15 protein-coding genes are annotated in these 20,970 nt (G+C 45.2%); 6 read left to right on the top strand and 9 right to left on the bottom strand.

Translation table 11 applies throughout. The features are described from left to right. Positions 1-122: 122 nt before the first annotated feature. The 3 genes from GVO62_RS04475 to GVO62_RS04465 all read right to left on the bottom strand — a co-directional run bounded on the left by GVO62_RS04475 (position 123) and on the right by GVO62_RS04465 (position 5,419). On the bottom strand, positions 123-833 hold the full coding sequence (locus GVO62_RS04475) for an SIMPL domain-containing protein (RefSeq protein ID WP_159117914.1): 711 nt from the start codon (positions 831-833) through the stop codon (positions 123-125). Positions 834-1,010: 177 nt separating this feature from the next. Beyond that, positions 1,011-4,133, bottom strand: coding sequence for an efflux RND transporter permease subunit (locus tag GVO62_RS04470; RefSeq protein ID WP_159117913.1), 3,123 nt, complete (start codon positions 4,131-4,133; stop codon positions 1,011-1,013). Further along, on the bottom strand, positions 4,133-5,419 hold the full coding sequence (locus GVO62_RS04465; RefSeq protein WP_159117912.1) for an efflux RND transporter periplasmic adaptor subunit: 1,287 nt from the start codon (positions 5,417-5,419) through the stop codon (positions 4,133-4,135). Before GVO62_RS04465 ends, GVO62_RS04470 begins: the two co-directional genes overlap by 1 nt. A gap of 434 nt (positions 5,420-5,853) precedes the next feature. Here GVO62_RS04465 and GVO62_RS04460 point away from each other — a divergent pair, with 434 nt between their 5' ends. Continuing rightward, positions 5,854-6,936 (top strand): LysR family transcriptional regulator, encoded by a 1,083-nt coding sequence (locus GVO62_RS04460; RefSeq protein WP_159117911.1) that lies wholly within the window; start codon positions 5,854-5,856, stop codon positions 6,934-6,936. Positions 6,937-7,054: 118 nt separating this feature from the next. Here the strand turns inward: GVO62_RS04460 and lpdA are convergent, their stop codons facing one another. The 6 genes from lpdA to ampD all read right to left on the bottom strand — a co-directional run bounded on the left by lpdA (position 7,055) and on the right by ampD (position 16,137). Beyond that, a complete protein-coding gene (gene lpdA, locus GVO62_RS04455; RefSeq protein ID WP_105929621.1) occupies positions 7,055-8,476 on the bottom strand; it encodes a dihydrolipoyl dehydrogenase in 1,422 nt (473 codons plus the stop codon). 132 nt (positions 8,477-8,608) lie between these two features. Then, entirely contained in the window at positions 8,609-10,648 is a 2,040-nt protein-coding gene (gene aceF, locus GVO62_RS04450) for a pyruvate dehydrogenase complex dihydrolipoyllysine-residue acetyltransferase (protein WP_159117910.1), read from the bottom strand. A gap of 21 nt (positions 10,649-10,669) precedes the next feature. Beyond that, the gene (aceE, locus tag GVO62_RS04445; protein WP_159117909.1) at positions 10,670-13,345 is read right to left on the bottom strand and encodes a pyruvate dehydrogenase (acetyl-transferring), homodimeric type; all 2,676 of its coding nucleotides are present in this window, start codon (positions 13,343-13,345) and stop codon (positions 10,670-10,672) included. A 206-nt stretch (positions 13,346-13,551) separates the two neighbouring features. After that, complete coding sequence (pdhR, locus tag GVO62_RS04440; RefSeq protein WP_024016767.1) at positions 13,552-14,298, bottom strand: pyruvate dehydrogenase complex transcriptional repressor PdhR; 747 nt, start codon at positions 14,296-14,298, stop codon at positions 13,552-13,554. A 339-nt stretch (positions 14,299-14,637) separates the two neighbouring features. Continuing rightward, on the bottom strand, positions 14,638-15,555 hold the full coding sequence (ampE, locus tag GVO62_RS04435) for a beta-lactamase regulator AmpE (protein ID WP_159117908.1): 918 nt from the start codon (positions 15,553-15,555) through the stop codon (positions 14,638-14,640). A 42-nt stretch (positions 15,556-15,597) separates the two neighbouring features. Further along, a complete protein-coding gene (ampD, locus tag GVO62_RS04430; RefSeq protein WP_159117907.1) occupies positions 15,598-16,137 on the bottom strand; it encodes a 1,6-anhydro-N-acetylmuramyl-L-alanine amidase AmpD in 540 nt (179 codons plus the stop codon). Positions 16,138-16,353: 216 nt separating this feature from the next. On the opposite strand from ampD, the gene GVO62_RS04425 reads away from it, so the two are divergent. The 5 genes from GVO62_RS04425 to GVO62_RS04405 all read left to right on the top strand — a co-directional run bounded on the left by GVO62_RS04425 (position 16,354) and on the right by GVO62_RS04405 (position 20,920). Beyond that, positions 16,354-16,872, top strand: a complete 519-nt coding sequence (locus GVO62_RS04425; RefSeq protein WP_159117906.1) for a retropepsin-like aspartic protease family protein — start codon at positions 16,354-16,356, stop codon at positions 16,870-16,872. 31 nt (positions 16,873-16,903) lie between these two features. After that, positions 16,904-17,758 (top strand): carboxylating nicotinate-nucleotide diphosphorylase, encoded by an 855-nt coding sequence (nadC, locus tag GVO62_RS04420; protein ID WP_159117905.1) that lies wholly within the window; start codon positions 16,904-16,906, stop codon positions 17,756-17,758. A gap of 399 nt (positions 17,759-18,157) precedes the next feature. Beyond that, on the top strand, positions 18,158-18,601 hold the full coding sequence (locus GVO62_RS04415) for a pilin (RefSeq protein WP_308469232.1): 444 nt from the start codon (positions 18,158-18,160) through the stop codon (positions 18,599-18,601). A 65-nt stretch (positions 18,602-18,666) separates the two neighbouring features. Beyond that, positions 18,667-19,875 carry a type II secretion system F family protein gene (locus tag GVO62_RS04410; RefSeq protein ID WP_159117904.1) on the top strand — a complete coding sequence of 403 codons (1,209 nt, stop codon included), beginning with the start codon at positions 18,667-18,669 and terminating at the stop codon, positions 19,873-19,875. A gap of 142 nt (positions 19,876-20,017) precedes the next feature. Continuing rightward, positions 20,018-20,920 (top strand): prepilin peptidase, encoded by a 903-nt coding sequence (locus GVO62_RS04405; protein WP_159117903.1) that lies wholly within the window; start codon positions 20,018-20,020, stop codon positions 20,918-20,920. Positions 20,921-20,970 lie beyond the last annotated feature (50 nt).

Here is a 20,970-nt window from a genome sequence, read left to right as displayed (position 1 = left end):
GTTTATTTTTTAAACTACAAGGCTTGAGCGTGTGCTCTTTGCGTCAGCATCAGCGATGTATAATGCATAATGCAGTACAAAAGTCTTCACACTCTCCTCGTACCTAAAGCATAACATGAATATTAGTCTACAAGCGTGTATTCAATGGTGGAAACAACTCGAACTTTCTTAATATGAGGGTGGTGGCTATCCCGGCTTGATATACTGAACTGCCCTTGATTAGCACGCTTTATCTTTCCCAACGTACTGTTTGAGTCTGAGGCAAACTTTTCCGCAACTTCACGAGCATTTAACGTAGCCTCTTCAATCATCGCCGGCTTCACATCATTTAATCGAGTAAATACATAGTCAGGCTGTGCGCGGTAACTTTGATCTGATAGCACAATACCGGTTTTGATTAATTCACCAATTTGCTGCATTAATTCACGTACTTTTTCTACCTCATTGGAAAAAACCGTTACCGTTTGAATTGCACTGTAGCGAAACGGCGCCCTTTCACCGCTCCCGTATTGTTGCGCAAGTTTGTCGTTAATTTCAGGCTTGCCGATGGCTACACTCTCAACAGGAATACCTTTTTCTTTTAGAAAATCGGCTACCTTGATGCTGTTTTTCTCGATATTTTCATACAGCTGGGGTAAGTCATTTCCTGCGTCGACAAACTGAATAGGCCAAATCACTTGGTCAGCGATGTATTCTCGCTCTGACAATCCTTTGACGGTAACTACCCTATCCCACGTTTGCATATCGTTCATGGCAGACGATACCTGGACGCCAAGTAAAGACACCGCAATCACCATGCCCAGCGCCATTACTATTGCTGCACCTATTCTCATTAGAGTCTCCAATTATCTGTTGTACTTTTTAACTTGGTGTTAAGGATGTAGTGAAATATAAGCATTTAAATAATGCAATACGAGATAAAAGCTGACCAATGGTGGCAAAAAAAAGGCCACTCAAACGAGTGGCCTAAAGAGCCCCTTAAGAGGGCAACGCTTGGGTAGTCGGGAGAGTTAACCTTTACGTTTCAGTAAATAATAAAATACAGGGGTAAGAATTAAGCCAAAGAAGGTTACGCCAATCATGCCTGAGAATACGGCAACCCCCATCGCCTGGCGCATCTCGGCACCAGCGCCGGTAGAAATAACCATAGGCAACACCCCCATAATGAAGGCAATTGATGTCATTAAGATTGGGCGTAAACGTAAGCGGCTTGCCTCTTTAATGGCAGAAAGTGCGTCCATTCCGCTGTCTTGCAATTCCTTGGCAAACTCCACAATAAGAATGGCGTTCTTCGTAGCAAGGCCGACCAATACAATCAAGCCAATTTGAGTGAAAATATTATTGTCGCCACCGTAAATTTGCACGCCTATTAAGGCACTTAACAACGTCATTGGCACAATGAGAATAATCGCTAGTGGTAAACGCAAGCTCTCATATTGCGCCGCCAACACCAAGAACACCAAAAGCACAACCAGTGGAAATACGAAGGCTGAAGCATTACCTGCCAGTATTTGCTGATACGTTAGTTCGGTCCATTCATAGGTCATTCCGAGCGGCAAGGTTTCAGCCAATACTTCTTCAATGGCCGCTTTCGCTTGGTCTGACGAATAGCCAGGCGCTGGGGCACCGTTGATTTCGGCGGTAACGTAGCCATTGTAGTGCATCACTCGGTCTGGACCGGCGCTATGTTGAACGTCTAGGAATGAGCCTAGCGGTATCATTTCACCTTGGCTATTTCTAATTTTAAACTGGGTAATGTCACCAATTTCCTGACGATATTGAGCATCTGCCTGAACATTAACTTGATAGGTTCTGCCAAACAAATTGAAGTCATTAACATACAGCGAGCCCAAATAGGCTTGAAGCGTGGTAAACAAGGTATCGATGTTTACCCCTTGGCTTACCGCTTTTTCACGGTCTACATCTACATCTAGCTGCGGTACAGCTACAGTAAAGCTTGTGAATGAACCTGTTAGCGCTGGGTGCGCCCACGCTTTACCGATGACTTCTTGGGTTACACGCTCTAGCTCTTCAAATCCTAAATTACCTCTGTCTTCCACTTGCAAGCGGAAGCCACCAATAGTGCCTAGCCCCATTACCGGTGGTGGTGGGAAAATAGCGACATAAGCCCCTTTAATCGAGCCAAACTGCTGATTGAGTTTTGCGGCAATGGCACCTGCAGATAATTCTGGCGACTGTCTTTCACTAAAAGGCTTAAGCGGGGTAAATAAAATTCCAGAACTTGGGCTATTAGTAAAACCGTTAATATTTAAGCCAGGAAACGCTACAGCGTCTGACACGCCCGGGTGTTCCATGGCAATGCGGGACATTTCGCGAATGACTTCTTCGGTTCTGTCTAAGCTTGCCGCATTAGGCAGTTGTGCAAAGGCTACTAAGTATTGCTTATCTTGACCTGGCACGTATCCGGTAGGCGTAGTCGCAAATTGATTATACGTAAGTGCGATAAGCCCCGCATACAACACCAACACAATACCACTTTTACGAATTAAGCCGCCAACCGCCCCGGTGTATTTTTTCGAACCACGCTCGAATACCCGGTTAAATGGCGCGAATACAAAACGACCAAACACTTTATCCATAGTGCGAGTTAGCCAATCATTGGCTTTACCGTGAGGTTTCAATAGTAGAGCAGATAAAGCAGGGCTAAGTGTTAACGAGTTAATCGCAGATATTACGGTCGAAATAGTGATAGTAAGCGCAAACTGCTTATAGAACTGCCCGGTCAGGCCGCTCATAAAAGCCGTTGGTATAAATACAGCAGCCAATACCAGCGTAGTAGCAATAATCGGCCCAGTCACTTCTTTCATTGCCTGAACGGTTGCGTCGAATGGCGACTTACCTTCAGCGATATTTCGCTCTACGTTTTCAACTACAACAATGGCGTCGTCGACCACGATACCAATTGCTAGTACCAAGCCAAACAGCGACAAGGCATTAAGTGAGAACCCCATGAGCTGCATGAAAGCAAAGGTGCCCACTAATGATATGGGTACTGCAACTAACGGAATAATAGACGCACGCCATGTTTGAAGAAACAGCACAACCACCAGTACAACAAGCAATACAGCTTCAAACAGGGTATCAACCACTGCTTCAATGGAGCCACGCACGAATACCGTTGGATCGTAGACTATGTCGTACTCCAGGCCATCTGGAAACATTTTAGACAGCTCGGCCATACGTGCTCGCACATCATCTGAAATCTGAATAGCGTTCGAGCCAGGTGCCTGGAAAATCGGAATAGCTGCTGCCGGGTTATTGTTTAACAGCGAACGCAACGCATAGTTGTCAGCACCTAGCTCAATGCGTGCAATATCTTTTAAGCGAGTAATTTCACCGTTTTCGCCCGACTTAACAATGATATTTTCAAATTCAGCTTCGTCTTTTAACCGTCCGCGAACATTGATAAGCAGCTGAAATTCACTGGTTCCTGTTGGCTGCGCGCCTAGGCTACCTGCCGCCGCTTGCTGGTTTTGGTCCGCAATAGCTGCTGCCACATCGCCAGGGTTTAATTGAAGCGCAGCAAGCTTGTTAGGGTCTAGCCAAACACGCATACTGAATTCACCTGCGCCGAATAAACGCACTTGCCCTACCCCGTTAATGCGCGCCAGCTCATCTTTCACGTTCTGGTCAGCATAGTTAGACAGGTAAAGCATGTCGTAACGATTATCGGGCGACGTTAAGTGCACCACCATGGTTAAATCTGGCGAAGACTTTTCGGTAACTACGCCTAGTCGCTGCACTTCCTGCGGCAGTCGTGGAGTAGCACGATTAACACGGTTTTGTACTAAAGTAGTCGCATCATCTGGATCGGTTCCAATAGCGAAGGTGATAGTGAGCGTCATACGACCGTCGCTTGTCGCCTGCGAGGACATATACAGCATATCTTCAACACCGTTTATCTCTTGCTCTAGCGGTGTTGCAACGGTTTCAGCAATGACTTCTGGATTAGCGCCAGGATAACTTGCAGTTACCACAACAGTAGGCGGCACGACTTCTGGGTATTCGGTAATTGGCAACTGCCATACCGCAATGGCGCCACCAATAAAGATAAGTAGTGAAAGCACGCCCGCAAAAATCGGGCGGCTAATGAAAAACTGCGATATGTTCATTACTTAAGACCTGCCGTCGCTGTACTCGAGGTAAATGAACCACCAGATAGAACATCTTCAACCTGCGCCATGTTTTGAGCGACTTGTGATGCATTATCAACGCGGGCCTGCCAGTTAGATAAGTTTGCTAGCGCATCTTCATCCCCCATAGGCACTTCGTTAGCAGCCACTTGTGCACCAGGGCGTACTCGCTGTAAACCGTCAACTACGATAGTGTCGTTGGCATTTAGGCCGCTAGTGATAATGCGCATGCTGCCCACTTTGTCACCAAGCTTAACCGCGCGATATTCAACCTTACTTTCGTCGTTAACCACCAATACATACTTGTTGTTAAGGTCTGTACCAATAGCTTTTTCTTTAATGAGAATACCCTGTTCGTCTGTATCTCCCGCAAGTTTAAGGTGCGCAAACAAGCCAGGAATTAAACGGCCATCTTCGTTATTAAATACGGCGCGAACGCGAAGTGTGCCAGTGCTGCCGTTCACTTGGTTGTCGATAAAATCAATCTGCCCCCAGTGGTTGTAGTCCGATTCATTTGCTAGACGCATCCCTACTGGCTGCTCGCTTACTGCCGTTGATGCTTTTTTATTGCCGTTTGAATTATCACTTAAATAATTTAAGTAAGTCTGCTCATCAATATCGAAATACGCATAAAGTCGATCGGTAGAAACAATACGAGTGAGTTCTGTTTGACCTGCGGTAACAAAGTTACCTTCCGTGATATTGGCACGAGATATACGGCCTGAGATAGGCGCTTCAACTCGGGCAAACCCGCGGTTTAAGCGCGCCACTTCAAGTGCGGCTTGTGTTTGATTTAAGCTTGCTAGTGCTTGATTCTTTTCTGCTAGGCGAGCGTCAAGCACCTCTTCAGATACCGCTTGGGTTTTACGTAGTTTGAATGCGCGGTTGTAGTTTTGCTCAGCAAGCTGAACACGGCTTTTCGCTTCTTCAAGCTGTGCGGTCAGACGGTCTACTTCCGCTTTGAACGTACGGTTATCAATCAAGAACAAGGTCTGACCTTGCTTTACATACTCACCTTCATCAAACGCAACAAAGTCGATATAACCCGATACGCGTGGACGAAGTGCAACAATGTGTGGCGATTCTAAACGGCCTGTGAAGTTATCCCATTCGGTTAAACGTTGAGATACTACGGTGGCCACATCAACAGGCACACCAGTATTTGCACTGGTACTCATAGATTGACCTTGATCCTGCTTGCCACCGCATGCAGCGACTAGCGCAGTTAGGCTGACTATTGCCAATAAACGGGTAAAAGTTTTCATCGCAAGATTCTCTAAAAAGTTAAACTAAAGTTTGATGCCGCGCATTATGCATACCCTCAAAGAATAAAAATAATTATCTTTTTATATGCAACACATCACATGATGTTATATATTAACCCGTAGAGAAATGGCGCATTAAAAGCGTTAATGAAGCGATAAAATTTGGAAAACACAACGTTAAAACAATATTACTAAAGCGTTAACATCAACCGCGTTAGGTAGGCTATTTAAAAGTTCTGAAGTTACGCTAGGTGTTATTCGAAATGAAAAAACTGATATATATCAGCATCTAAAAGAAGCGTGGAATCAGTAGTAATATCTACCTACATACTACTAGGCTGATACAAAAGAAGTGAGATAAAACGAAAGCTGCTCGCAAGCCCTACATAAGATTTGGATTATATCTAATTCGTAAACGATATTTGGAGACGATGATGCGTCCACATGATTTAAATTTATTAATGATTTTTGATGCGATTATGACCGAAGGGGCAATTACCCGTGCGGCAGATAGGCTATCAATGACGCAGCCCGCCGTTTCCAATGCGCTATCACGCATGCGCACCGCCTGGAATGATGAATTATTTGTGAAAGATGGCCGAGGTATTCAGCCAACATCGTTTGCTAAAAATTTATGGAGCCAAATTCAAGGGCCGCTGGGAGAGCTTGAAGTTGCCGTAAACCCCACCGACTTTAATCCTGCAACGGCCAAACGTACTTTTCGTATAGCCGCTACCGACAGTATTGTATCTATGGTGTGGGGGCCGCTACGCAAAGTTATTGAAAATGAAGCGCCTGGTATCAATATCCATGCTATTCCAAATTACGATATGGAAACGGATAAGATCCTTAAAGACGCTGAAGCCGAACTGACTTTTTCCAAGTATCAAGAGCCTGGTTCTGTTATTCGAGCCGAACATGTTCTTGACCCAAGCTGGGTTGTTGTCATGCGGCCAGATCACCCGTTGGCGAAGTCTCAACTTAGTTTGGAAGACTTTGTGGCCGCTGATCATTTATTAGTTTCCGTAACAGGCGATGTAAGCGGGCCAACTGACCAAGTATTAGCAAATTTAGGTCTTAAACGCCGTGTAGCCATGTCGGTGAATCAATTTCACAACGCCGCGCCATTGCTTAAAGAGAGCAACCTTATTTGCGTTGCGCCCTCACTCGTTATGGAAAAAGAGATTTTCTCGGGTGAACTGGCGGTGTTCGAAACACCTATAGAGATTGTAAGTTCGCCGCTATCGGTTATGTGGCATAAACGTCAAGACCAAGATGCCGGTTTACAATGGCTTAGAGGCTTAGTGGTTAAGTTTATTCGCGAGCGTGTACAGCGTCATGAAATGCTGTTGTCTCAGTGCTGCCGTAAAGCGTACTGCGCAGACACCGTTAAACGCTTTATGGAACAGCGCAATATGAACTGCGAAGAGTTTACGCCGGCTCATTTGCAAACGCCCAGCAATGATGAAATGGACGAAGAACTCAGCAAGATGGTGGTTGGAAAAGAAACGGCTTGATTATCTATGCGGACTAGTATTACTGAGTCATTTTAACGACGACGCAATCTGTTCGAATGTAGAAATAAAAAAACCGCTCATATGAGCGGTTTTTTATAGTTTATCGAAAGAAGTTATTTTACTTCTTTTTCTTCGCTTTCGGGTTTGGCAGGTCAGTAATGCTTCCTTCGAAGATTTCAGACGCAAGACCGATAGACTCGTTAAGCGTTGGGTGAGCGTGAATAGTAAGTGCTACGTCTTCTGCATCAGCACCCATTTCTAGTGCAAGGCCAATCTCACCTAGCATTTCGCCTGCATTAGTACCCACCATTGCACCACCAATAACTCGACCCGTTTCTTTGTCGAAAATCATCTTGGTCATACCGTTAGTGGCATCAGAGGCAATGGCACGGCCAGACGCAGCCCATGGGAACGTCGCTGTTTCGTAGCTTAAGCCTTGCTCTTTCGCTTCTTTCTCAGTAACACCAACCCAAGCAACTTCTGGCTCAGTGTAAGCTACTGAAGGAATGCCGCGCGGGTCGAAGTAATGCTTCTGTCCAGCGATAACTTCTGCTGCAACGTGACCTTCATGCACTGCTTTGTGGGCAAGCATTGGCTGACCTACAAGGTCACCGATTGCGAAAATGTGGTCAACGTTAGTACGCATTTGCTTATCAACATTAATAAAGCCACGCTCGTCAACATTAACGCCAGCAGCGTCTGCACCAACTAGTTTACCGTTTGGCTTACGGCCAACAGCAACCAATACTTTATCGTAGCGAACTTGTTCTGAAGGTGCATTCTTGCCTTCAAACGTTACATAAAGACCGTCGTCTTTTGCTTCAACCGCAGTTACTTTGGTTTCTAGCATAATGTTGAATTTTTCTTTGTAGTCCTTCATGAATACTTTCATGATGTCTTTGTCAGCTGCTGGAATTAGCTGGTCTAAGAATTCAACTACATCAATTTTTGAGCCAAGTGCTTCGTACACAGTACCCATTTCAAGGCCGATGATACCACCGCCTAGTACTAGCATTTTTTCTGGAATATCTTTCATTTCCAGTGCGCCAGTTGAGTCGATTACACGATCATCTTCTGGAATGAACGGTAGGCTTACCGGCTCAGAACCTGCAGCAATAATCGCCTTTTCAAAAGTAATAGTAGTAACGTCGTCACCATTTTTTACTTCTAGGGTGTTTGCGCCTGTAAATTTACCGAAGCCTTGTACATGCTTGGTTTTACGCATTTTAGACATACCGCTAAGGCCATTCGTTAATTGCTTAACAACGCCGTCTTTGTACTCGCGGATTTTATCTAAATCGATGGTTGGCTCGCCAAACGATACACCGTGACTTGCAAGGTGCTTCGCTTCTTTCATCACTTTAGCAACGTGAAGAAGGGCTTTTGAAGGGATACAGCCAACGTTAAGACAAACGCCACCTAGGGTGTCGCGAGAGTCTACGATAACCGTTTCAATACCTAAGTCAGCCGCACGGAATGCTGCTGAATAACCGCCAGGGCCGCCGCCCAGTACCACCAATTGCGTTTTAATTTCGCTCATTGTGAACCTCAATCCTGTTCTTGTAGGGTCATGCTATTACTTTTGCGTAATAGCATAACCTAAATGCCGTCAAAAAGGCTGATAAAATCATCGAAAATGTTACTGATATTGTAAACTTTTTCGGCCTTTTATTTAAAGTATGATTCTGCGTAAGTCAGTTAGGTTTGCAGCAACCTCAGTAGAGAATCTTGCACCTACCGCACCATCGATTACTCGGTGGTCATAAGACAGGCTTAGCGGCACCATCAAGCGCGGCTCAAACTCTTTACCATTCCACTTAGGCTTCATCTCAGACTTAGATACACCCAATATGGCGACTTCTGGTGCATTTACAATAGGCGTAAACGCTGTACCGCCGATACCACCAAGGCTAGAGATAGTAAATGTACCGCCCTGCATATCCGCTGCTTTAAGCTTACCTTCACGAGCTTTCTTAGATGTTTCGATAAGCTCCCGAGAAAGTTCTTCAATACCTTTTTTATTCACGTCACGAATAACAGGTACAACAAGGCCTCCCGGTGTTTCAACCGCAATACCAATATTGATAAACTTCTTGATGATTAAGCTTTCGCCGTCGTCAGACAGTGACGAGTTGAATACTTCGTATTTCTCAAGGGCTTTTGCTACGGCTTTCATTACGAAAACAAGTGGCGTGATCTTAAGACCAGACTTAATCTTCGCGTGGTAAGCGTTTTGCTCTTTACGGAACTCTTCAACGTCAGTGATATCTGCTTCGTCGAATTGCGTAACGTGCGGAATCGTCGCCCAGTTACGGTGTAAGAACGGCCCAGAGATCTTTTGAATACGAGAAAGTTTCTGTTCTTCAATCTCACCAAACTTGCTGTGATCAACAGGTTTAACCGGCACAATTTGAAGTACATTGTCGCCTACTGGCGCACTGCCTGAAGCTGCTGCTGTGCGAGGTTTCGCAAGTTCAGCTTTTACGTAAGCCTGAACGTCTTCTTTCAAGATACGGTTTTTAGGGCCAGAGCCATTAACCTGAGTTAGATCTACACCAAATTCGCGAGCAATTCGGCGTACCGAAGGCGACGCATGCGCTTTGCCGTTACCTTTTGATTCAGGAGCAGGAGGTACCGGTGAACGACCTTGCGAGGCATCTTGCTGCGACTCTTCTTGTTGTGAGTCTTGTTTAGTCTCTTCTTGCTTAGGCGCGTCAGCTTGCTTTTCAGCTTTCGGTGCTGATGACGCTTGTGAAGACGAACCACCGCTGGTCTCTAGTTTAACAACCAAAGTACCTTGCTTAACTTTGTCGCCGGTTTTGATGAAGACTTCTTTGATAGTACCTGCGTGTGTTGAAGGTACATCCATGGTGGCTTTATCAGTTTCCAGCGTAATTAGGCCGTCTTCTTTTTCAACGGTGTCGCCAACAGATACAAGAACGTCAATAACGTCAACTTCACCGTCTTCACCAATATCCGGCACTGCTACTTCAATGGTTTCGCTACTTGCAGAAGCCGCTGGCGCTGACTCTTGCTTTTCGCTTTCTTGAGCAGCCGGTGTAGATGCTTCAGAAGGTGCATCGCTAGAAGCCGATTCACTTGAAGACGAACCAGAACCCGCTACTTCAAGCTTAATAACTACCGTACCTTCTTTTACTTTATCGCCAGTGCTGATGAATACTTCTTTCACCGTACCTGCGTGTGTTGAAGGAACGTCCATAGTTGCCTTATCGGTTTCTAGAGTAATAAGACCATCTTCTTTTTCGATGGTGTCGCCCGCTGAAACCAGCACGTCGATAACGTCTACTTCATCGTCAGAGCCAATATCGGGCACTGCAACTTCAATCACTTCGGTGCCGCCAGACGCAGCTGGCGCTGCCTCTGACTTGCTTTCTTCTTTCGGTGCTTCTTGTGACGCGTCGTCTGAAGATGACTCTTCAGCGGCGCTGTCACTATCACCGGCACTGTCGCCACCGGCAACTTTCATTTCACCAATTACATCGCCTTCTTTGATTTTATCGCCTACTGATACAGACAGGCTTACAATCTCACCTTCAAACGGTGCAGGAATGTCCATTGACGCCTTGTCACTTTCAACAGTAACCACGCCTTCATCGGCTTCAATGTTGTCGCCTACGGCAACACATAGCTCGATAACTTCAACTTCGTCGCCACCTACATCGGGTACGATAATCTTTTGAATATCTGACATATGTAAAATACCTTATCTGGCTTACGCGTAAAGTGGGTTAAGTTTTTCAGCGTTAATTTCAAAACGCTTAATGGCTTCTGCTACCACTTTCTTCTCAACGTCACCGCGCTGAGCCAATTCATAAAGTGATGCAACCACAATGTATGACGCATTAACTTCAAAGTGAGTACGCAAGTTTTCACGGCTATCGCTTCGACCAAAACCGTCTGTACCTAGGCAGCGGTATTCAGTGTCGATAAACGCACGTACTTGGTCTGAGTAATTCTTCACATAGTCAGTAGCAGAAATCGCAGGGCCTGCATCTTTCGTAATTACCTGACCAATGTAAGGTACTTTTTGCTCCGCTTCTGGGTTTAGCATGTTCCAGCGTGCTACGTCTTGACCTTCACGGGCTAGCTCGTTGAACGAGGTCACTGAGTAAACGTCAGAAGACACGTTGTAATCGTCACACAGAATTTGTGCCGCTTTACGTACTTCGTTCAAGATAGTACCTGAGCCCATTAGCTGAACATTAAGCTTAGACTTGTCGTTTTCAACACGCTCTAGCTTGTAAATACCCTTAATGATTTGCTCAGCTACATCATCACCTTCTGGCATTGCAGGGTGCTGATAGTTCTCGTTCATTAGCGTTAGGTAATAGAAGATGTTCTCGTTGTTACCATACATACGACGTAGACCGTCTTGAACGATAACCGCTACTTCGTACCCATATGTTGGGTCGTAAGTAATACAGTTTGGAATTAGGTTAGCCTGAACATGTGAATGACCGTCCTGGTGCTGTAAGCCTTCACCGTTAAGTGTGGTTCTACCTGCTGTTGCACCTAATAGGAAACCACGCGCTTGGCTATCGCCCGCTGCCCATGCAAGGTCACCAACACGTTGGAAACCAAACATTGAATAGTAAATGTAGAACGGAATAGTGGTTGCATTACACGTAGAGTAAGACGTACCTGACGCCACCCACGATGCCATTGCACCTAGCTCGTTGATACCTTCTTGAAGTACCTGACCTTTCTTATCTTCGCGATAGTAAGCGACTTGGTCGGCGTCTTGAGGTACGTATTTCTGACCTTCGTTGGCGTAAATACCTACCTGACGGAACAAGCCTTCCATACCGAAGGTACGGGCTTCATCAGGGATAATTGGTACAATACGCTTACCAATTTTCTTGTCTTTCAATAGCGCGTTTAATACACGTACAAAGGTCATGGTTGATGACACTTGACGGTCGCCTGAACCTTTCAAGATTGCATCGAATGCACTTAGCTCAGGAACTTCCAACTGTTCTTCAGCTTGTTCGCGACGCGATGGTAGGTAACCACCTAGTGCTTCACGACGTGCGCGAAGGTACTTCATTTCTTCGCTGTCTTCGTCAAACTTGAAGTAAGGCAGGTCAGCAATCTTGTCATCCGCTACCGGAATGTTGAAACGGTCACGGAATACTTTGATTGAATCAACGTCCATTTTCTTAACGTTGTGCGCTACGTTTTGTGCTTCGCCTGATGCGCCTAGACCGAAACCTTTAACCGTTTTAGCAAGAATTACTGTTGGACGACCTTTGGTATCAATCGCTTTTTGATATGCTGCGAATACTTTAACCGGGTCGTGGCCACCACGGTTCAAACGCCAAATGTCATCGTCAGACATGTTCGCTACAAGCGCCGCTGTTTCTGGGTACTTGTTAAAGAAGTTCTCGCGAGTGTATTTGCCGCCTTTGGCTTTACAGTTCTGGTATTCACCGTCTACTGTTTCACCCATAAGCTGAATTAGCTTGCCAGATTTATCACGAGCTAATAGCTCATCCCAGTAGCTGCCCCAAATGACTTTCACTACTTCCCAGCCTGCGCCGCGGAACGTACCTTCAAGTTCTTGGATAATTTTGCCGTTACCACGTACCGGGCCGTCTAGACGCTGAAGGTTACAGTTAATAACGAACGTGAGGTTGTCTAGGCCTTCACGAGACGCAAGGCCAATTGCACCCAAGCTTTCTGGCTCATCACACTCACCGTCACCCATGTAGCAGTATACGCGCTGACCTGAGCAGTCTTTAATACCACGATTAGTTAGGTACTTAAGGAAACGTGCTGTATAGATTGCTTGAAGCGGACCAAGACCCATAGATACAGTTGGGAACTGCCAGTAGTCTTTCATCAAGTGAGGGTGTGGGTAAGACGATAGACCATCGCCCGCACATTCTTGACGGAAGTTATTCAACTGCTCTTCAGTTAAATTGCCTTCCATGTAAGAACGCGCATAAATTCCCGGAGAAATATGGCCCTGCGCGAAAATAAAGTCGCCGCCTTGGTTTTCATTAGGTGCTTTAAAGAAATGGTTAAAACCTACATCATAAAGCATAGCCGATGATGCGAAGCTACCAATGTGGCCACCAAGCTCTAGATCTTTTTTCGATGCACGCAATACAATCATCAATGCGTTCCAACGAATCGCCGCACGGATGCGCGCTTCGATGGTCAAGTCACCAGGCATTTTTGGTTCTTGCGCTGCTGGGATAGTATTGATGTAGGCAGTAGTAGCGTCATACGGTAAATGCGCTCCGCTGCGACGTGCTTTATCAATAAGTTTTTCGAGTAAATAGTGGGCGCGTTCTACGCCTTCCTCTTCTAAAACCGACTCAAGCGCATCAATCCACTCTTTAGTTTCTTGAGGATCTACATCTTGGTGCATCATATCAGACATGGTGCCATCCTATTTTTTGCTTATATAGAAAATCCTCCCTTAGCATTGCCTCTTATCATAAAGGCGCTAAAAGAAGGAAAACTAAATTACGTTGTACTCACAGTGACCCAATCTGGCTCACCTGCTTTTGCAGTGGCACAGGAAAAACCTGACCGGCCTCTGCGAATGAATAGCTATCTAGCTCTTTTGAAATCAAAGCTAAGTAACTAAATTTCTAATCGTCGCAATGCGCGCTGTACACGTGTATCGCGTTGATTAATGGTTAAAAGCGTTTTTTCGATAAACGCCAAATGCGTATTACATGCCTGACGCGCAGCTTCAGGGTCGCGAGAAGCAATAGCTTCTACAATTTCACGACGCTGCTTAGCAATGTCTTCCACTGCTTCAGGGTGCGCTGCCAACATGTCAAAATTTCGTTCAATATTGTCCACCAGCATACTTTGCATGGTGCTCATCACATGCAACAGCACCATATTGTGCGATGCTCTTGCCATAATGATGTAAAACTGACCTAACGCCTCTGCTTGAGCACGTTTACTTTCATGGGCTTTGGGCGTAGGCACGTCATTTAATGCTTGCTTTAATGCCTCATAGTCTTCTGGTTGACCACGAAGCGCCGCGTAATAAGCCGCCATTCCTTCAAGGGCGTGACGAAATTCAAGCAAATCAAACTGGGTTTCAGGGCGCTGGCTAACTAAGTCCATTAGCGGGTCGGTCATGGCAGAATTAAGGTTGCGATTTACAAATGTACCGCCGCCTTGCTTACGCTCTACCAGTCCGCGTGCCTGTAGATTGCCAATGGCCTCTCTCAACGACGGGCGAGAAACATCGAATTCAAGCGCAAGCTCTCTTTCTGGCGGCAGTTTTTGACCCGCCAATAAGGTACCGTCGAGTATCATTGACTCGAGTTGCTCGGTAATCACATCAGAGAGTTTTTTTCGCTGCTGCCGCATGCGTTGCACTTATCCTTTAATTTAAACCAGCGCTGATATAACAGCAGTGAATGTAAAAAATAATCAGAGATAATTATTCTACACCCACAATTGGTAATACCATTTTACCTATCTAGTTTAAGGCAGATCGATTTCGAGGTAAATACTCTCAAGCATAGCAAACACAGTGAGAATTGCTGCTTGTTAAGCTTTATTGTTGAATTTGTTAAGAAAAGCGCAACAGTCAGAACTGGTCTGATGAGGCGAAATAAAGGAATGATGAGACGCGAAAGGTTTGATCTGTCTACAAATTATAAACAGACCAAACATTTGGTACTTATTAAATGTTAAAAATATTGGCTATGCCAAGCTACCTACAAGTGTTAAAGCCGAGGTAATGGCTAGCAGAAAAATAACATTACGTTTTGCTAACTTTACAAGCACCTTGGGCTCTACTGCTGCATTTTCAGCCTGTAGCTGCTGTTCATCTGCCGTGAGCACCTCGGCTTTTGAGGAAATTTTTGTCAGCACATCGTATGCAGATACATCGAATTGAAGGGCATATTTTAGCCACTCTGGAAGCGCTCGGGAAAAATGTCCCATCATCAACATACCGAAGGCTGTTACCCGAACAGGAATATAATCTAGCGCAAACATGAGCCTACCTGCGGCCATCTTCAAAGGATGATTAGCATCACACAATGCTTCCGTTGTGCTTCGACTTAAGCTATAGAACAACGCCCCCGGTGCACCAAAGGCGATAAACCACAACATCACTGCTGCATAATGCTGATAGTTAAGCCAAGTAAGATGTTGACCAAAGCTTTTACCTTCTGCTCCGGCTGTGCCGTCACTGTCTGTTTGACTGCCGCAATGCCCTAATTGATCAGTATACATACTGCATGCCTGAAGATCGCCCCGGTCAGCAGCATTAAGAAAGTTCTTGTAAACCGCCCTCAATACCGGGCAGCCAATACAAACAAACAACACTATGCTCTGTTCAATAAAGGTAAGAAATGCCCCAAGCAACCAATATTCAATGGCCCCAAGCAGCACTGCTGGAAGTAAGAGATAGAAATAAAGTGCCGCAGAGGGAGCGGATGGCCTTTCTTCATTAGTTTCCTTCGCACTTTCCTCTTCGCTATTTTTAAGCTTGAGCAGACCTTTATCGTGAAGAATGTCACGATATTGAGCGACATACTTTTCGATATGCCAATTCGGTGTTTTGGTTATCAACCGTTCAAGACTGAGAACTAATAGCAAGCTCATTAACATCATAGGTATTGTGTTTCCTTTTTCCTGCGGCGGACCTGAGTTTTATTACGTAAGCCCAGCAACGCGCATTCTGTACCTTGCCCAATCAAATGCCTCGCCCGGATCAGTTTTTCGACCAGGCGCAATATCATTATGACCTACGATACGCCCTAAAGTGATCCGAGGATAGTGTCTAGTAATGAATTCAGTAAGTTCACCGAGTGCTTTATACTGCGCATCGGTGAAGGGCAAGGTATCTGTGCCTTCCAGTTCAATACCAATGGCATAGTCATTACACCGGCTACGGCCCTGAAATGAAGATACGCCTGCATGCCATGCCCGCTGCTCGAAAGGTACAAATTGTTCTACTTCGCCGGTCCGATATATCACGCAGTGGGCGGAAACCCGTATACCAGCAATTTCTTTATAAAAAGGATGTTCATCTGGATTTAGCGTGCCAGTAAACAATTGTCGAATGCCAGGCGTACCAAATTGTGAAGGCGGCAGTGAGATATTATGTATGACTAGTAAGCTTACGTCTGTGTCGTCTGGACGGGCGTCGAAATGCGGGCTCGATGTGAAGCGAGCGTTATTGTAGAGCACCATGATATTTGCTTCGATAATTGATTTTCTGCGTAGTAGCCTACATTGTATAGGCTTATAAGTGTATAGGGCTCTAAGAGCTTCCAGTGATTTGGACCAATTTATTTAGCCAATGGCCTAGGCAAATAATTAAGCCTGACCTTAGACCTTTTCGAAGGCCTTTCCAGAAAAGCCGGCTGTATAAGATATAATGCACACCATGAATAGAAAGGGTTAAGCATGAATGAACAACAAGACCCGACAACATCAACGGGCAAATGGATGGTGGCGCTTGCCTGGATTTGCGGCTTTGGGCTACTGGTTTTTGTCTTCTCTGACTTGCTAGAAAAACAAATTAACCCCAATACCGAACCAACATCCGAGCGTATAGGTTCCCAAACTGAGGTCCGCCTTAAGCAAAATCGTCAAGGTCACTATGTAACAACCGGTTATATCAATGGCGAAGAAGTGGTATTTCTTGTGGATACCGGCGCGACCGACGTGGCTGTACCCGCTCACCTGGCAAATAAACTGCAGCTCAAAGCAGGACGTGAAGGATTAGCCAACACAGCCAATGGCGTAGTGAGAGTTGCCGAATCGACAATTAATACGTTGCGCATTGGTGAAATTGTGGTGCGCGATGTAAAAGCAAACTTAAACCCCGGTATGCAAGATGACCATATACTGCTTGGAATGAGCGTTCTTCGCCAATTAGAGTTTACTCAGCGCGGAGATTGGTTAATATTGCGTACCCTTTAAGTAGACCATAACACAGATCACAGCGATGAAGATGACATCACCAGACATGCAAGCAATTCGAGAGCAAGTATCTAACGCGCTTGTTGAAGATCTTGGCGGCGAACTAAATGCCGCGAACGACATTACCGCAAACTTGATAGATGAGAGCGTTAATGCAAAAGCCACCATTATTACGCGAGAGCCTTGCGTTGTTTGCGGGATCGCATGGGCAAACCAAGCGTTTGCGCTTATCGATGAGTCAGTATCGCTAACCTGGCATGTAAAAGACGGTGAAAAGGTAGAGGCCGACACCGTTCTGGTAAGTTTAGAAGGCTCCGCTCGAGCCATATTGACTGCTGAACGTACGGCACTTAACTTTTTGCAGACCCTATCAGCCACTGCAACCGTAACCGCGTTTTACGCTAAATTCTTAGCTGGCTCTAATACTAAAATTCTAGATACTCGCAAAACCTTGCCCGGCCTTCGCTATGCACAGAAATACGCAGTGCGCTGTGGCGGTGGTCAAAACCATCGTGTAGGCCTGTTCGACGCTTTTCTGATTAAAGAGAACCACATCTTTTCTTGCGGCAATATTGAAAAAGCCGTTAGCAGAGCAAAGTCGATGATGCTGGGTAAGCCTGTTGAAGTAGAAGTAGAGAATTTGGAAGAACTTGAGCAAGCCCTATCAGCAGGGGCAGACATTGTCATGTTGGACAACTTTTCTAACGAACAGATCCAACAGGCAGTAGCGCTTAATAAAGGTCAATGTAAACTGGAAGTATCAGGAAACATTACTGATGAACGACTGGCGTCACTTGCACAACTAGGTGTAGATTACATCTCATCTGGCGCGCTGACTAAACATGTTCAGGCGATTGATTTGTCGCTGCGGATTACCTTGTCTTAGTAGTACAGTTTGTGAAGGCGTTTTAGACAGCTAACTAGGTGCCAACACCTTCGTTTGTAGCGAAGCAGAAAAGCGTGAGTTGTAGTATGACCATAGATACGACAACTCGCGCCAATCCCCTGTTATTTCTCGTCATGTTTCTCTGTGTATAGATGGATATACATAGCTAAGTCATTAAGATTTATACGAAAGTTTAAGTAAACAGGTCTGCCATGGGCTAGCGAACCATGTCATACTGCAAAAGCTAGACATACGTATATTCGCTTATACTTGTCAGTACCAAATAAAATTCTATACTGAGTATCAAGTACCAGGGGCGTTGAAAAGGACGACTCGGGTATAAACGTCAATTTGAATTAGATTTAACTTAGCGTGTTATACGCGTCCCGGAGAAAAACCATGATGAACATGAATACTAAAAACCAAAAGGGTTTCACCCTAATCGAACTAATGATTGTTGTTGCCATTATCGGTATCCTTGCAGCAATCGCATTGCCTGCTTATCAGAACTACACGCAAAAAGCGAAGTTTACAGAAGTTTCAAATGCAACCGCTGCTGCGAAAACTGCGGTTGAGGTATGTTATGCTTCAACAGCTGATCTAACGCAGTGTACTTCTGGTAACAACGGTGTTCCTGCTACAACTACAGCAGCAGACGCTACTGCAACAACTCCAGCAATCGTTGGCGTAAATACTGGCACAGCAGGCACAATTACAGCTACAGCTTACCCTGACATGAATATCCAAGGCGGTACTGGTGATGGTACCTACACTTTGACAGCAACAGAAGAAACTGGACGTATACTTTGGACTGTTAGCTGTGACCCAGCAGACCTTTGCTAACAGCTGATTAAATTGATAATAAGCCCAGTGATAACTGGGCTTACTAGTTTTTAAAGGTGTAAAAAATGGCTAAAGCGGCAACTACATTTATATGGCAAGGAAAAGACCGCCACGGCCAAGTCCGAAAAGGCGAAATTTCTGCTACATCACTGTCAGAGGCCAAAAATCTTCTCCGTCGCCAAGGAATTTCTGCGAATAAAGTCAAAAAACTCGCAACACCTCTGTTTGGCGGAGCCAAGAAAATTACTCCAGCTGATATTTCTGTCATCTCTCGTCAAATCGCTACTATGCTTGCAGCAGGTGTTACGCTGATTCAGTCTCTAGAGATGATCGCGCAAGGGCATGCCAACCCGTCAATGCGCAAACTTCTTGGTGAAATTACTGAAGAAGTTAAATCAGGTAATCCGCTTTCTTCTGCACTCAGAAAACACCCCCTCTATTTTGATGATTTATACTGTGATTTGGTTTACACCGGTGAACAGTCGGGTGCCCTTGAAACCATTTACGATCGCATTGCGACATACAAAGAAAAGGCTGAAGCACTAAAATCAAAAATCAAAAAAGCGATGTTCTATCCTATCGCCGTTTTGGTTGTTGCTTTTATTGTTACCACTATTCTGCTTATTTTTGTTGTGCCCCAGTTTGAAGAAATCTTCAGTAGTTTTGGCGCTGAGTTGCCCGCATTTACCGTATTTGTGCTTGGAATTTCGCGTTTTGTGCAAGACTACGGCATTTTTATCGCCATGGGTCTAGCTGCTGCAGGCTTTATGTTCATTCGTGCTCATAGGCGCAGCCAAAAGCTACGCGATAGTGTAGACCGCAACATTTTAAAAATTCCGGTTATTGGTGAAATACTTAAAAAAGCCAGTATCGCCCGTTTTACACGTACTTTGGCCACTACCTTTGCGGCAGGTGTTCCGCTTATCGGCGCGTTAGAATCTGCAGCGGGGGCATCTGGTAATGCGGTTTACCGCGACGCCATTTTATATATACGTAAAGAAGTGGCTGGCGGTATGCCTATGCATGTTGCTATGCGTGCTACCCAAGTATTCCCCGACATGGTGACCCAGATGATTGCCATTGGTGAGGAGTCAGGTGCCGTTGATGAAATGCTAAGCAAAATAGCGACGATTTACGAAGCTGAAGTTGACGACATGGTAGACGGTTTAACCAGTTTGCTTGAACCTATGATCATGGCTGTACTAGGTGTGGTTATCGGTGGCCTGATTGTGGCCATGTACTTACCTATATTCGAAATGGGTAACGTGGTATAACTTATCAAAGCAAAAGTCTACATGCTCTTGGCTTGAAGCATATAAATTGAATTTAGCTAAAGCGCCTTAAATCGGCGCTTTATGAAAAGCTAAGAGCCAAGCCCTTTATCGACCATTAATAAAATTAAAAGAACTACACTTCATGGATGCCATCATAACGCTTAGCCAGCTTTACCCCGCTATTTTTTATTGTCTTGTTTTCTTTGTAAGCCTAATGGTGGGAAGCTTTTTAAATGTAGTAATTTACCGTTTGCCCATTATGATGGAGCGCAGCTGGCAGCAAGAGTATGAAAGCTATTTTAGCGATAGCGGAAATGATGGTATTTCCACTGCTAGTGATAAATCAACCACGCCAGACGAACCTTTCAACCTAGTAAAACCTGATAGTACCTGCCCAAGCTGCGGCCATGAAATTCGCGCGTGGGAAAATATTCCCGTTATCAGCTATCTATTTCTTAAAGGCAAATGCGCTAATTGCAAAGTTGGAATATCAGTTCGTTACCCGCTTGTTGAGCTGTTTACGGCCATTGCCTGTACCTTCGCTGCGTATCAGTTCGGCGTAACTTCACAGGCGCTGTGGGCTGTCGCGTTCACCTATGTGCTTGTTGCACTGCTATTTATCGATTTAGATAAAATGTTACTGCCCGACCAGCTTACGCTTCCTCTGCTTTGGCTTGGGCTGCTGTTAAGCACTCAAAACATTTTTGTTGGTACGACCGATGCAATCATTGGCGCAGCGGCAGGCTATTTAAGTTTATGGTCAGTATATTGGCTGTTTAAGCTGGTTACAGGCAAGGAAGGCATGGGTTACGGCGACTTTAAATTGTTAGCTGCACTCGGGGCATTTACCGGTTGGCAAGGGCTGCCCGTTATCATATTGCTGTCATCTCTTGTTGGCGCGATTGCAGGTATTCTGATCATGATTATTCAGAACAAAGGAAAGTCGTTAGCTATTCCTTTTGGCCCTTATCTCGCTGTAGCTGGATGGTTAACCCTGTTGTTTAAACACGAAATTATTACCACATATTTAGACTATGTGCTCTAATCCACTACGTACATTTACTAATTGCTTTTACTTAGTGCTTTAACTCAGCG

The sequence above is a fragment of the Alteromonas sp. KUL150 genome (assembly GCF_009811475.1).
GTDB classification, from domain to species: Bacteria; Pseudomonadota; Gammaproteobacteria; order Enterobacterales; family Alteromonadaceae; genus Alteromonas; species Alteromonas gracilis.
The sequence above is the reverse complement of the archived record's forward strand: the minus strand, read 5'-3'. Positions and strand labels throughout refer to the sequence as shown.